The following is a 13077-nucleotide window of genomic DNA, read 5'->3' as shown; positions in this document are numbered from 1 at the left end:
CGGCCTGGCGAGAAAGTCCTCTTGGCGGCAGCGGGTGCGGGTCTCAGCGGCGGCGCGCTTGTGGTGGGAATTTAGCAAAGCAATGCTTGCGCACAGGACTGCTCATGAATGAGACTATGAGAATGGCTCAATACGTAAATAGTCGCCGGCAAGCTCCATAGAGCTGGGTTCCGTGCGGTGCTCCGCGATGTCTAAGTATCGACCCGCTTGCTCAAATCGCAGCGCTCATCGAAGGCCAGCAATACCTCATGCAGAGCGAAAATCCTCAACCGCCCGTTTCAAAGACGCTCGCCCCATTTCGAAACAAGGTGTTTCGCTCAATTTGGGCGGCCACCCAGATTTCGAGCCTCGGTTGGCTAGTGCAAACGGTCGCCATCAGTTGGCTTATGGCAACGATTTCAGCGTCCGACCTCATGGTGGCACTCGTCCAGGCCGCATCCACATTGCCGGTGTTCTTCCTCTCAGTTTTCGCCGGAGCCATTGCCGACAACTTCAGCCGCCGGTGGGTGATGTTTGCGGGACACTGCCTGATAGCATCGGCGTCGACGACGCTGATGATTTCTGTGGGTCTGGGATTTGTCAGTCCTTGGCTGATTCTCGGGTTAGGTTTCCTGGCCGGCTGCGGCTTTGCCTTGAATGATCCGGCTTGGCACGCTTCGGTCGGCGATATCCTTCACAAACGCGACATTCCGGCCGCAGTGACGCTTATGTCCGTCGGATACAACATTGTGCGCAGCGTTGGTCCGGCCTTGGGGGGCGTGATCCTGGCCGTCTTTGGGCCGCTGGCCGCTTTCGCCTTGGCTGCGGTGAGTGATCTGGCGCCCATAAGCGCGATATGGCGCACCAAATGGGAGGTCCGCTCTTCGCCTCTCCCTCGTGAGAGAATGACGACGGCAATTCATGACGGAGTGCGCTTTACGGCGATGTCTTTGGAGATCAGGGCAGCGACCGCCCGAGCCGCTCTTTTCGGATTGGCAAGCATCTCCATTCTGGCGTTGCTCCCCCTCGTGGTCCGGGATCAGTTGAAGAGTGGGCCAATTGTCTACGGTATCTTATTGGCCGGCTTCGGCATGGGTGCTTTCATCGCGGGCATGGGCAACGGCTTCTTGAGGAAGGTCACGTCTCAAAACAGGCTGGTGGCCTTCGCCTCTGTGGCTTGTGCAGTCTGTTGCCTCTCCCTTGCCCTTACATCGTCGGTTCCTGTGGCGGCCATTTCGCTGGCGCTCGGCGGAGCGGGTTGGCTTATCACCTGGACGGGCATTGACGTGTCGGTGCAGTTGGCAAGCCCAAGGTGGGTTGTAGGCCGCACGCTCTCCATTTACTACGCCTTGAGCGCAGGCGGTATGGCTGCTGGCAGCTGGATCTGGGGTTCTGTCGCGCAAAATTATTCCTTGACCTCAGCATTGGAGGGCGCCGCAGGCGCTCTGTTGCTGGTTGCAGCAGCGGGGATCGTGTTGCCGGTCCGTCCCTGGGAAGAAACCGACCAAGAAAGTTCAGTTTTTCATCCGCCGGACGTGGCTCTCGATCTGAAACCCAGAAGTGGCCCTATCGTGGCCAAGGTCGAGTATTTGATATCGGAGGAAAATATCGAGGCCTTTCTGGGCTCCATGCGCACGCGGCGACACGTCCAGAGCCGTGCCGGTGCACGAAACTGGACGCTCCAGCGAAATCTGCAAACACCGTCACTTTGGACGGAGACATTCCGCACCCCCACCTGGATGGACTTTCTCCGCCTAAATCATCGACTCACCGCAGCAGATAAGGAAGTCGCCCAGCATCTCCTGTCACTGCATGAAGGAGAGGTGCCTCCGCAGACAGTGCTTTCGATTGAACGGACGACCGAGGCAATTCGTACCCGTACCTCGACAATCTTTTCTCGTCCTCCAAGATGACGCCATCAAGCTGCTGTCCAGGGACAGGGTGGATCACCGGTGCTTTGCAGAGCACAGCCTCACACCGAGAGCAGCGTGCTCCGGGTTGTGCGCTTTCGCGCGCACCCAGGCGAGATGATGGTGAACGCGGCGTCAAGTGGAAGTCCCCTGCATACGCTTGCGGAGTCTTCTGCGAGAGCCCATGCCGACGAGCGCCAAACAAGGTCTGATGCCTTTCGGCGTCGTGGCCTCAACTCATCGATTCGCGAGAAAAGCATCGAATGCAGCAGCAACGGCGCGAACAACAAAGCGGTGCTCCGGCCGCACGCGGATGAAGCCGTTTTCGACGTCCAGGATCCCCTCCTCAGCCAGCGTCACCAAACTCTCAACTGAATCGAGAAAACGAGCTGGTTCGATTTCGTGGGCGGCACAGATGGTCGGCACGTCGGCCTCCAAATCGCACATCAGTCGCTCGATGATCGCTGCGCGCACCCGGTCATCGTCGGTCAGACGGTGGCCCTTTGATGTCGCCAGACGTCCACTTGCGATGTGCCGGGCGTAAGAATCCCGTGTTACTTCGTTCTGAACATACCCCTCGCGGACTCGGCCAATAGCCGACGCGCCGAAGCCGATCACGGTTTTGCAAGTATCGGCCGAGTATCCCAGCGAATTACGCCGTAGGCGCCCGGTCTTCTGCGCTAGCGCAAGTTCGTCGTCCGGCGGAGCGAAATGATCGAGCCCGATCTCCCGGTAGCCAGCGCCAACCAGTGTCTCGGCGACAGCTGCAGCCTGTTCGGCGCGAAGATCACCGTCCGGTAGACCTGCCTGCTCGATTAGGCGCTGATCCTTTATCACGGAAGGAATATGCGCGTATCCGAACACCGCAAGCCGGTTGGGGCGCATGGCGACCGCAGCCATCGCGGTCTGGATGCAGGACTGCACAGTCTGTTTCGATAGACCGAAGATGAGGTCGGAGTTGATATGGCCAACGCCATGCCGGCGGAGATTTTCGACTGCAGCGGCCGTCTGCACCTTACTCTGGATCCGATTGATCGCCTTTGCACATCGGGATCAAAGCTCTGCACGCCGATGCTCGCGCGGTTGACACCGTTAGCTGCCAGGGCTTCGGCCATTTCCGGTGTGAACGTTCGGGGATCGATCTCCACGGCGATCGCAGCAGTTTTGCTGAAAGCGAAGTGGCGGCGTAGAAATTCCATCAGCGCCAAGTGCTCGGCTGGCCCGATAAGGTGAGGCGTTCCGCGCCGAAATGCACATCGCTCACCGGCAGCCTTGCCGCACTTGCTCCGACACCAAACTGATCTCCTGACGCAGCACCGCTAAATAATTAAGGATCGGGCCGTTGCGACGGATGACCGCGGTAGGGAAGCCGCAATACCAGCACATGGATCGGCAAAACGGAATGTGGAAATAGAGCGACACCGATTCGTGGGCCGGGAGGCCCCCCAGCCATTCCTCATAATCGTCAGCACCAACTGCCGCAGAGAAGTCTGGCACAGTCGGATAGATGGTATACCAAGGCGGCCGGGGGTCCCGGTACTTTGTCAGGATTGAGGTGTGCAAGGAGCTGTCATCCCACGTCGCTGATCCATCATTCTTTCGTTGCGCGCTCGTCCTGGTCTCTGACCTAAGTCAGTGCGTCCCGCTTATGTCGCAGTCTCGTTTGGACAGGATGGGGTCAACCACGCCGGGGAGCGCGCGTGCCATGGTTGCGCCTGAGGTGATGGTGCGGTGCCGCATTCAACGTCTGAGTACGTGACGCCAGTGCAGTGTGCTTGAGGCGTCTGCGGAAGAACTTTGCAATGCGAAATTCATGTCCGACGCAACGGACCTGTCAAGCCTCGTTCAGACGCCATCCAGGTCCAGCCAGCGGCCTTCCCTGCCGGCCGAAAAACCATACCGGCTTTAGCCACCGAGACGCTCTAAAGCTGACGTCGGCTCATTTGATGAAAGGAGGACGCCGCTAGGGGGTGCACAAGGTTCCCCGGCTTGACGTCGCTTCGAGCGAAGAGCGGCGGTGTGGCTTGTCGTCAAGCGCCGGGCAGCGTGCCCCCTACCGATATCCCGAAAAGATCGACCAAGATGGCCATGCCGACGCCACACGCGGTCTGGATGAGGCCGACCATGAAAATGCGATTGGCGCGTTCGTAGATGGGGCGCCGCAAGGAACTCATGTCGAGCAGCATGGACAGCGCTCTCATCTGCAGTGCGATGCCGAGCAGGATCGGCACTACGGCGAACAGATCGTAGAGTTGCCATGGCAAGGGGTTCGCGGCCCAATGAGTGAGGAAGCCGAGCGAAAAGGCAAGCAGGATACCCACGGCAGTGATTGTGCCGTTGCGGAAAATGGTCTCGATCGGTTCTTCCTTCGGATCGTGCTCGTCCAAGCGGCTTCCTTTCGTTGCTCTTTCCGTCGAGACTAAGTTCTCGAGAATGCTGTTCATCGCCAATTACTCGAGGCGAGCCGTAGGCAGCCGTTTCAGGGTGCGCTCCCTCTCGCTTCCGGCCGCGAAATGTACCTGCACGGCGAACTTACAGCGGCGAAAAGGTGCTGCGGCCACCATGCGACGCCTCGGACGTGCACGCCCTCTGTTCCTGGCGCAGCCCTTGCGGAGCGTACGCGCAGTGATCCTTCTCGGTAGCGCATGGCGCGGCCTGCGTTGCGGTCAGACGGGAAGCCGTCGCTGTTAACGAGACTGTCACATATCGAACATGGCGAACCGTGTCGCACATTGCTTTTCGCAGTGACCCTCAAAAAAAGTGATTCCAGCGAGACGAAGGCGCGTCGGCCCGATTTTGGTGTCGGCCGCATCTACGCTTCAGGTTGGCATGTCGCTTGCTGCTCTATTTCGGAGAGCTGCAGCGGTCCGACCGGAGTGTTTCACATGTAAACGATAATGAATCTCCTAGCAAAAAACACTATTATAAGTACATGTGGCTTTTACGCTGGCTCACCTCTCGTGTCAAGCGCTTTGGCGTCCACATATTGGAGACAACACGCACAAAATTTAGAGGAAAAGCTTGCTCTTTCGCCTCTATCCTTTTTATTCCTTCATGGAGATCTAGACATGTACATCAAGAGTCCTCTTCTGGGCTTAACTGCTCTGATGACCGTTTCCGTCGGTCGAGCAGCTGGCGCCGAGCGGGAACCGGCCGAGTACATCAAGATCTGCGACGTCCTCGGCTCGGGATATTCCTATATTCCCAACACCGAGACCTGCCTGCGCATCGGCGGCTATGTCCGTTACGATATCGGCCTGGGTGACGTCCGATCGTATGACAGCGCAAGAACCTCGGACGTGAGAACTGGCGAGGACCAAGGCACTTGGCGAAACAGCACACGCTTCACGTTCAAAACTTGGACCGGCCAGCAGACCGAGCTCGGCGCGTTGACGACCTATACCGAAACCCAGGTGAATTTTGGCAACAGCGCTAACTCGCATGACAGTCCTCAGAACTATGATTTCAACAGCGGCCTCGCACTGGCTTCTGCCTGGGTCGAGCTGGGAGGCCTGCGAGTTGGCAAGGAGGGGTCGGCCTTCGATACGTTTGTAAGCTACGCTGGCAACGTTCTCGATAGTATGCTCGTTCCGTCGGCCGGCTTCGACACCAACGTGGCTCAGTACCACTTCGACGCCGGCAACGGCATTTCGACTGTGATTTCGCTCGAACAAGGATCGGGCTCAGCCGGTACTATCGACAGCTATATTCCGCACGTTGTCGGTAAGCGGTGTTCTCAGGCCACGGCCTTGAGCTCGAGCTTGTTGATGTAGACCCAAGGCAGGAGATCGTCGATCTGGCTGTTGGGGTGGCCGTTGACGATCCTGGTGAGGACATCGGCGAGATAGCCGAGCGGTTCGACACCATTGAGCTTGCAGGTTTCGATCAGCGAGGCGATGACTGCCCAGTGTTCGGCGCCGCCGTCAGAGCCTGCGAAGAGCGCGTTCTTGCGGTTGAGCGCGATCGGACGGATCGAGCGTTCGACGGTGTTGCTGTCGATCTCGATGCGGCCGTCGTCAAGGAAGCGCGAGAGGCCTTCCCAGCGTGAGAGCGTGTAGCGGATTGCCTCTGCGAGCTTGGTCTTCTGACTGATCAGGCCGAGCTTCTCACGCAGCCAGGGTTCGAGATCGGCGACGATGGCGCGGCTTTTGTCCTGACGCATCGCGCGGCGCTCGTTGGCCGATCGGCCACGGATGTCATCCTCGATCTTGTAGAGTTCGGCGATCCGTCTCAGCGCCTCGCTGGCGATCGGCGCGGGACCGGCTGCTGCCAGTTCATAAAAGCGCCGACGGACATGCGCCCAGCAGAAGGCGAGCGTGACGCCGCTTTTGTCGGCCAGCACGCGATAGCCGCCATAGCCGTCGACCTGCAAGATTCCGGTGAAGCCTGCGAGATGAGCGATCGGACGCTCGGCCTTTCGGTCCGGCGCATAGACATAGGCGACGCCCGGCGGGTCGCTCCCCTCCCATGGTCGGTCATCGCGGGCATAGGCCCAGAGTTGACCTGTCTTAGTCTTGCCGCGGCCGGGATTGAGCACCGGCGCGGTCGTCTCGTCGGCGAAGAGTTTTGGCGAGGACTTCAGCTTGCCAAGCAGCCGCTCATGCACCGGACGCAGGTGCCAGGCGGCGCGGCCGACCCAGTCGGCGAGCGTAGAGCGATCGAGATTGATACCCTGCCGGGCGTAGATCTGCGCCTGACGATAGAGCGGAAGGTGATCGGCATATTTTGAGACCAGCACCTGGGCGACCGTTGCCTCGGTCGGAAGACCACCCTCGATCAGCCGGGCCGGCGCGGGAGCCTGAACCACGACGTCCTCGCAGGCGCGGCAGGCATATTTGGGCCGCCGCACGACGATTACACGCAGCTGCGCCGGAACGATGTCGAGCCGCTCGCTCACGTCCTCGCCGATCCGATGCAAGCCATTGCGGCAGCATGGGCAGGCATGGTCCTCGATGTCGACGATCATTTCCACCCGCGGCAGATGGGATGGCAACGCGCCGCGGTTCGTCCGGCGCTTCCTGGCGCGCTCCAGGCGCTCTGCGGGAGATGCTTGTTCGTTCTCTTCCTCGTCGGCGGCCTCGATCTGCTCGGCCTCTTCGAGCCCCAGCAGCAATTGATCCTCGGGGAGCGTCTCGGCACGCCGGCCGAAGCGGTGACGCTGCAATTCCTTGATGATCTGAATCAGACGGGCATTCTCGACGTCGCGCGCCAGGACCATCGCCTTCAGCGCGTCCGGATCGTCGGGAAGCTGGTCAGCCGTCATCGCCATGAGCGGATCAGACCATATTCGCCGACAGCCCGCGACAGCGGAATCCAGGCTGATTCACTTCGTCGCGGGTCAGCCCGCCTGGGCTGGAACGCGGGTCCGGCGCGCCTCGTGGACTCGCCGCCAGTCGAGACCTTCGAGTAGCGCCGAGAGCTGCGCGGCCGTCAGCCGCATCATGCCGTCATGCACTTTCGGCCAGCGGAACTCCCCATCCTCCAAACGCTTGGCATAGAGGCAAACCCCGGTGCCATCCCAGAAGATCAGCTTGATCCGGTCAGCCCGCTTCGCCCGGAAGACGTAGACGGCCCCGCTGAACGGATCGGCCCCCATTGTCTCTCGCACCAGCGCCGCCAATCCCTCCGCACCCTTGCGGAAGTCGACGGGCTTCGTCGCCACCATGACCTTGACCGCACCCGTCGGCCCGATCACGACGTCGCCTTCAGCGCGCGGATCACTGCGGCCACCGTCTTGGTATCGGCGCCCCGGCCGACGCGCATCGCGACGCCGTCGATCTCAAGCTCGATCATGCCGGCATCTCGGGTGGCTTGCCGTTTCCGCTGCTTCGGTGAACGGCTGGCTACAGGTTCCGCCGCCGCCACAACCGCCGGCACAAAGGCAGGAGAATCTTGCTGCACCGAAGCGACCTGTTTGCGCGCTTCGCGGCGCCAGGCGAAGACCTGCTGCGGCCTGAGACCATAACGGCGGGCGACCTCGGAAATGATCGCATTCGGCTCCAGCGTCTCTGCGATGATCCGCGCCTTGTCATCCACCGACCAGTGACGCCGACCGCCGGCACCGTTGATCACCTCGAAACGCCGAAGCTGCCGCTCCGGGTCAAGCGTAAGGTCAAGTCCAGACACAAGCCGATCTCCGATCCCAATACAGGATCGGCAACCTCACAGATCGCGACCACTCCCGAAAGGTGGTCAGGAAACACCGCTTACCGTTGTCGCCGGCTTGAAATACACGCAAGGCTGGGGTTCGATCACCGGCGTCGCGGCTTATGACAGCAATTACGAAGCTTTTGCCGGCAAGATCCGCGTCGACGTCGCTGTCACAAACCAGCTGTCGCTGTTTGGACTCTTCGGCTACGGTTCCAATGCCAGTCTCAACGAGGACTCAAACGGCGCAATTGCCAATCATGGGCGCGGCTCGTACAAAATCTGGAACGGCCAGTGGGCTTTCTGGGCGGGCGCCACCTACGAGTTTGACGAGAAAACTTCGTTCAACCTTCAGGTCTCGGGTGATCAGCTCGAGGATTCTGGTGTGGCTGCAAACGTCGCCTACATGGTCGTTCCCGGCTTCACGGTCACAGCCGAGGTCGATTACGACCACTACGGCAACTCTGGCCTCGGCCCTGCCGAGCCTACCGCCGTCAAGGGCACGAGCAAGCCGAACAGCGTCGGCGGCATTCTCCGCTTACAAGGCTCATTTTGAAATCTCTCCAGTCGCGAGCATGGCAAAGGCACTTGCCTCGACAACGCACGCATGGAGAGCTTCGTTCGCCATCTTGAAGTCTGCATCGACCGTCCACGGCCCATCGTACCAACTAGAAACTGAAAGTTATGAGCCCTGTGTACTACACCTAGCCCTTGACCTGCCCGATGAACCGGCCAGGGGCCGTCAGTTCAAATTCGGGGCCGTTTAGAGGGCAGTGTGAGGCCGTGTTAGGTAAGCGCCACTGCAATGTCGAGGCCGCGACACGCCTGTCGCTTTGGACGGCTGGAATTGCCCTTCGCGGCGCCATTCATTCTCTCAACATTTACGTGATAATGCACGCTGAGTCCGAGCCGCGTGGCAGCACCCATCCTAGGTCACTATCGGGGGGCCTTAAACCTGAACAGCTCCATCGTCGCGGCTGCTGCGGAAGCAGGAGCTATCACTGGGACCCGCACTGGTGCTTGTCAGCCGCTGAGCCGCTACTTCGTCTTAGGAAGAGCATTGTCTTTGCCAAAAGCCGGCCAGTATTTCGAGATTGCCAGTGTGGCGCCGGCTGAAGAGAAATGACCATAGTCGAAATATAAAAACTCTCCTCTATCGGAATAGGCGCAGCGTCCTGCGCTGCACAGGAATTTCAGCGGATCGATGAATGTGGCGCCTTTGGTAAATGAGCGCACACGTTCGTTGATGTCGGGGTCCATCGCGATCGGCCAGGATGTATCGTCCAGATTTTGGCGCTTGGCGAAGAACGCAATTCTCCGGACGTCAGTTGGGAACTGCGGAGACTGGCCGATGACAAACACGCGCACGCCCAGGGCACGAAGCGTAGCGATTGTTTGCTGAAGACCGTCGAAACCTCTGACCTCATAGTCACTCCATCTACCGCTGAGGATAACCGTCTTGATGTCCGCTTCCAAGATGACGTCCAAGGCCTTGCGATTGAACCGGACACAATCAAGACGATCGTAAGGGTAGTAATAGAGTATCGGCGCGCAGCTGGCGTACGTATATTCAACGATGTTCGCCTGCAATCGATTTATGTTAGCACCCAAGCCGGAAACATAGTGCGCGGCGAAGGAGTCGCCCCACAAAAAAACCGTTGTTGGAAAACCGCTGGTGCGCGTGCAATCCTCCATATTCCAGCTTTCGATCCGGCTGGTGCCCTCGTTGAAACAGATGCCATTCCTCCAGTCCCCGACGGAAATGCGCCGCTGGACATAGTCCGGAAACCGTTGCGGAAAGCCGTTGCCGAGCGCCCCCGCCGCTCCGCCGGCACAAAGGACAACGATCGCGAGCGCTGAAAAGGCGAAGATAGGCCCCGGGGAGGTGAAGGCCCTCTTCTGTCGAAACGGCTGCTCTACAAACTTCCAGGAGAATGCAGCCAATGCGAGGCTTGCCACCAACATCGCACCGGTCATCAACGGATCGAGTTTTTGGAACGAAAGATAGTGCGCGAACGCATTGAGAGGCCAGTGAACAAGATACAACGAATACGAGATGAGCCCAATCCAGACCAGCGGCCGGACTTCGAGCATGCGGGTGGCGACCGTCGAGGGGGTATTTTGGCCAACATAGATCAGAAGGGCCGTTCCGATGCATGGATACAAGGCGTTGTAGCCTGGGAACGGATCACTCGCCGAAATCGCGAAGAACCCGATGGCGAGAAGGCCAAATCCGGCCACCCCCACCGACTCCATCAGGAATCGGTTGCCCAGCGGCGAGGGGCATTTGAGCATGAGCAGGGCGCCCAACATGAGTTCCCAGATTCGGGTCGGCAGCAGATAGAATCCGGCGGTGGGTGCCAGCGATGTCGCCATCACCGCCACTACGAAGCTGCAGAGAATTATCGGAAGAAGTGTCGTCAGCCAGCGCTTCCCGATGTAGCGATAGATTAGGAACATCAGGATTGGTGCGAAGATGTAGTACTGCTCCGCTACGGAAAGCGGCCAGGTGTGCAACAGTGGTAGAAGCGCGGCATCGATAGAGAAGTAACTTGACGTTTTCCAGAAGAAAACGTTCGACCAGAAGGTCGAGGTAGCTATGATGCTAAGACTGAATCCGCGCAGATCCGGTGGCAGAAGAATGAACAATGCCGCAATGCAGGTGAGAAGCATCACAAAGACGAGCGCCGGCAGAATGCGCCGGGCACGGCGCCAGTAGAAGTTGACGATGGAAAATTGGCCGCGTTCAAGGTCATCCAGGAGGCTTCCGCTGGTTAGGTAGCCGGAGATGACGAGGAAGATATCGACCCCGCTAAAGCCACCCGGGATCGCCGAAATTCCGAAATGAAAGAGTACGACCGGAAGTACAGCAACGGCCCTAAGGCCCTCGATATAGCGCCTATATTGCATCCAGCGGTTCCTTTTATTTTAGATCAGGACGCGATTGGAAGCTTTCAATCTCCGGTAGGAGTGCTGCCGAGATAAGGGCGGTATCAGCCACCTTTATCCGTCCCGAATGTTCTGTAAGTTGCAACTGGTACAGAAGCACGATCGCCATCGCCGGCCTTGACGGCCTGATTGTCGAGCAGATCGCGCGGATCGTTGACCATCACGGCCAGGTTATATCCTGTCGAACAACCAAGCGGCTGTTTGAAGGATTCTCCATTGGGTGAGGCACCATATGAGGGACAGACCGGCGGACGGGCGTGATAGACAATCGCCTCAATTCGCACTGAGCCGGCGTCGTGTTGATCGCGCAATTGAATGTTGTCTTCTTCGATTGCCAACTGCCTGGCCTGATGGGCTACCCCTGCGCTGAGCTGGGGCGAACCGCTGATGAGGAGGTGGATGGCATCGAACCGGCCGCGACTGGCCTTGTCTAGGAAAACACGCAAACGCTGCCGTTCGGAAGCGCGCAGGCTTTGCAACGTCAGGACGGTGGTCTCCTCTCGGACAAGCATTGGTGCCGATGGTTCGACATCAACTGGCGTAGTGCTTGTGCAGCCACTTACGCTTGGTGCCAGAGCGACAAAGACGATTATAAAACGCAACATCTTTGGATGACACTATTCGATGATGAAGCCGAGACCGCCCTGGGCGCTTGGCGCGCCCGCACGGATAGCAGCGCGGTCTCGCGGGGGACTTGTCACGGAATTCGTCGGAGCGCCCCCTCCGTTCAAAGCCGGTGCCGCCCGCTCGGTCGGTGCGCTCATCTGGTTTGGGTTGGAGCCTGGTCTTACAATGTAAGGCGTAACTAGAATGACCAGTTCTGACTCCTCTTTTTGAAACGAGGTCGAGCGAAAAAGCGGTCCCAGGATCGGCAGTTCTCCGAGCCAGGGAAAGGCCCTGACATCATTGTTGACGTTCCGCCTGATTAGACCGCCGATTGCGAAGCTCTGGCCGCTGGCGAGTTCGACGACCGTATCGGCTCGGCGCGTGGAAACTGCCGGCACGGAAATTCCGTTGATTTGCACGGCACCTTGCGTCGACAGTTCACTGACTTCGGGCGTTACGTGAATGTTGATGTGATTGTTGCTGAGAACTGTCGGCACAAATTCCAGACTGACGCCGAAGTGACGGAATTCAACCGATACCTGCCTGTTTTCCTGCAGGACAGGAATGGGAAATTCGCCGCCCGCGAGAAAGCTGGCCTTTTCACCCGACATAGCGGTGAGGTTCGGCTCAGCCAGGACGGAAGCTATATGCTCCTTGGCGAGCGCGTCGAGAACCGCGCTGACGTTGACGGCACCGTTGTCGAATCCGATTTCTGCTGTACCGCCACCCTGGGTTGAACCAGACCCAGCGCTTGCAGCGCTTCCGCTTAGAACGCCCACTTTGAAATTGCCGATTTGACCGAAGGCGGACAAGTTGACGCCGAGTGACTTCATGGCGCTGCGTGAGACTTCGGCTACGCGCACGCTGAGGTTAACTTGCAGGGATCCAGCGACCTTGATGTTGTTGACGACTTGCGCTCCGTCGCCCAGATATTGCTCAGTGACTCTTTTTGCGGTGTCGGCGACCTCTGCGTCGGGCGCCGTCCCGCTAAGGATTGCGCCGCGCGGCGTATAGTTGACGCGGATGGGATAGTCGCCGACCTGCTCCCGCAACATGGCGCGTAAATCCCCGATCGGTTGCGTGACAACGATACGCAATTCGGCGAGAGGCTCGCCATTGCCATCCAAGGCGAATAGACTGGTCCGCCCCGATTTCTTGCCAAAGACGAAGATTGTTTTGCTCGATGGCGCCTGAAAATCCGCGATCGTGGGGTCAGCAACAAAGATGGTCGTGGCTGGCGCGGGCAGATGAACGGTCTCCCCGAGCGAAGAGGAAAGGGTCAGCGTGGCGTTGATGCTATTCGAAGCCGCATGCGGCGGGCCTTTGTCCTGCTTGTTTTGCGCCGCGACACCAAGTGGGAAAGTCACAATAAGCGCGCAGAGGAGATGGCCCAGGTAACGGGGCACTGCAGGTCTTGTAACCTTGTTGGCGATCGCCCGCCAATTGAGCGCAGGGCAAGGATGTTGAAGGATCAGCAAAATAGATC

Annotated in this window: 9 protein-coding genes and 2 pseudogenes; 3 read left to right on the top strand and 8 right to left on the bottom strand. The window is 59.0% G+C overall.

Going from position 1 to position 13077, the window contains the following annotated elements; all coding sequences use genetic code 11:
• The first annotated feature begins 248 nt into the window (after nucleotides 1-248).
• Nucleotides 249-1892, top strand: a complete 1644-nt coding sequence (locus EN914_RS00735; RefSeq protein WP_024505576.1) for an MFS transporter — start codon at nucleotides 249-251, stop codon at nucleotides 1890-1892.
• 234 nt (nucleotides 1893-2126) lie between these two features.
• Here the strand turns inward: EN914_RS00735 and hemN are convergent.
• Nucleotides 2127-3452, bottom strand: a pseudogene (gene hemN, locus EN914_RS00730) (oxygen-independent coproporphyrinogen III oxidase).
• A gap of 467 nt (nucleotides 3453-3919) precedes the next feature.
• Complete coding sequence (locus tag EN914_RS00725) at nucleotides 3920-4276, bottom strand: hypothetical protein (RefSeq protein WP_024505577.1); 357 nt, start codon at nucleotides 4274-4276, stop codon at nucleotides 3920-3922.
• A 681-nt stretch (nucleotides 4277-4957) separates the two neighbouring features.
• Here EN914_RS00725 and EN914_RS00720 point away from each other — a divergent pair.
• Nucleotides 4958-5614: pseudogene (locus EN914_RS00720) on the top strand (porin); the annotation flags it as partial.
• An 11-nt stretch (nucleotides 5615-5625) separates the two neighbouring features.
• Here the strand turns inward: EN914_RS00720 and tnpC are convergent.
• The 3 genes from tnpC to tnpA form a co-directional block, all read right to left on the bottom strand.
• Nucleotides 5626-7158, bottom strand: a complete 1533-nt coding sequence (gene tnpC, locus EN914_RS00715; protein WP_024505579.1) for an IS66 family transposase — start codon at nucleotides 7156-7158, stop codon at nucleotides 5626-5628.
• 69 nt (nucleotides 7159-7227) lie between these two features.
• On the bottom strand, nucleotides 7228-7584 hold the full coding sequence (gene tnpB, locus EN914_RS00710) for an IS66 family insertion sequence element accessory protein TnpB (protein WP_024505580.1): 357 nt from the start codon (nucleotides 7582-7584) through the stop codon (nucleotides 7228-7230).
• Nucleotides 7581-7961: an IS66-like element accessory protein TnpA gene (gene tnpA, locus EN914_RS00705; protein WP_196815424.1), complete on the bottom strand. Its 381-nt coding sequence runs from the start codon at nucleotides 7959-7961 to the stop codon at nucleotides 7581-7583. Before tnpA ends, tnpB begins: the two co-directional genes overlap by 4 nt.
• Nucleotides 7962-8112: 151 nt before the next feature.
• On the opposite strand from tnpA, the gene EN914_RS00700 reads away from it, so the two are divergent.
• The gene (locus EN914_RS00700) at nucleotides 8113-8592 is read left to right on the top strand and encodes a porin (RefSeq protein WP_245265414.1); all 480 of its coding nucleotides are present in this window, start codon (nucleotides 8113-8115) and stop codon (nucleotides 8590-8592) included.
• A gap of 482 nt (nucleotides 8593-9074) precedes the next feature.
• Here the strand turns inward: EN914_RS00700 and EN914_RS00695 are convergent, their stop codons facing one another.
• From EN914_RS00695 to EN914_RS00685, 3 genes are all read right to left on the bottom strand, one after another.
• Nucleotides 9075-10946 (bottom strand): acyltransferase family protein, encoded by a 1872-nt coding sequence (locus EN914_RS00695; RefSeq protein ID WP_024505582.1) that lies wholly within the window; start codon nucleotides 10944-10946, stop codon nucleotides 9075-9077.
• An 83-nt stretch (nucleotides 10947-11029) separates the two neighbouring features.
• Nucleotides 11030-11590 (bottom strand): CpaD family pilus assembly lipoprotein, encoded by a 561-nt coding sequence (locus EN914_RS00690; RefSeq protein ID WP_024505583.1) that lies wholly within the window; start codon nucleotides 11588-11590, stop codon nucleotides 11030-11032.
• A 12-nt stretch (nucleotides 11591-11602) separates the two neighbouring features.
• The gene (locus EN914_RS00685) at nucleotides 11603-13069 is read right to left on the bottom strand and encodes a type II and III secretion system protein family protein (protein WP_407067768.1); all 1467 of its coding nucleotides are present in this window, start codon (nucleotides 13067-13069) and stop codon (nucleotides 11603-11605) included.
• Nucleotides 13070-13077 lie beyond the last annotated feature (8 nt).

Origin of the sequence: Mesorhizobium sp. M7A.F.Ca.CA.001.08.2.1, assembly GCF_003998455.1 — a bacterium.
GTDB classification, from domain to species: Bacteria; Pseudomonadota; Alphaproteobacteria; order Rhizobiales; family Rhizobiaceae; genus Mesorhizobium; species Mesorhizobium ciceri.
This window is presented reverse-complemented; position numbering and strand designations above follow the sequence as displayed.

What these genes read in the sequence shown, in the direction of transcription:
- EN914_RS00735 (WP_024505576.1), top strand. Translation starts at nt 249, where the DNA reads ATGCAGAGCGAAAATCCTCAACCGCCCGTTTCAAAGACGCTCGCCCCA.
- tnpC (WP_024505579.1), bottom strand. Translation starts at nt 7,158, where the DNA reads ATGGCGATGACGGCTGACCAGCTTCCCGACGATCCGGACGCGCTGAAG.
- EN914_RS00695 (WP_024505582.1), bottom strand. Translation starts at nt 10,946, where the DNA reads ATGCAATATAGGCGCTATATCGAGGGCCTTAGGGCCGTTGCTGTACTT.
- EN914_RS00690 (WP_024505583.1), bottom strand. Translation starts at nt 11,590, where the DNA reads ATGTTGCGTTTTATAATCGTCTTTGTCGCTCTGGCACCAAGCGTAAGT.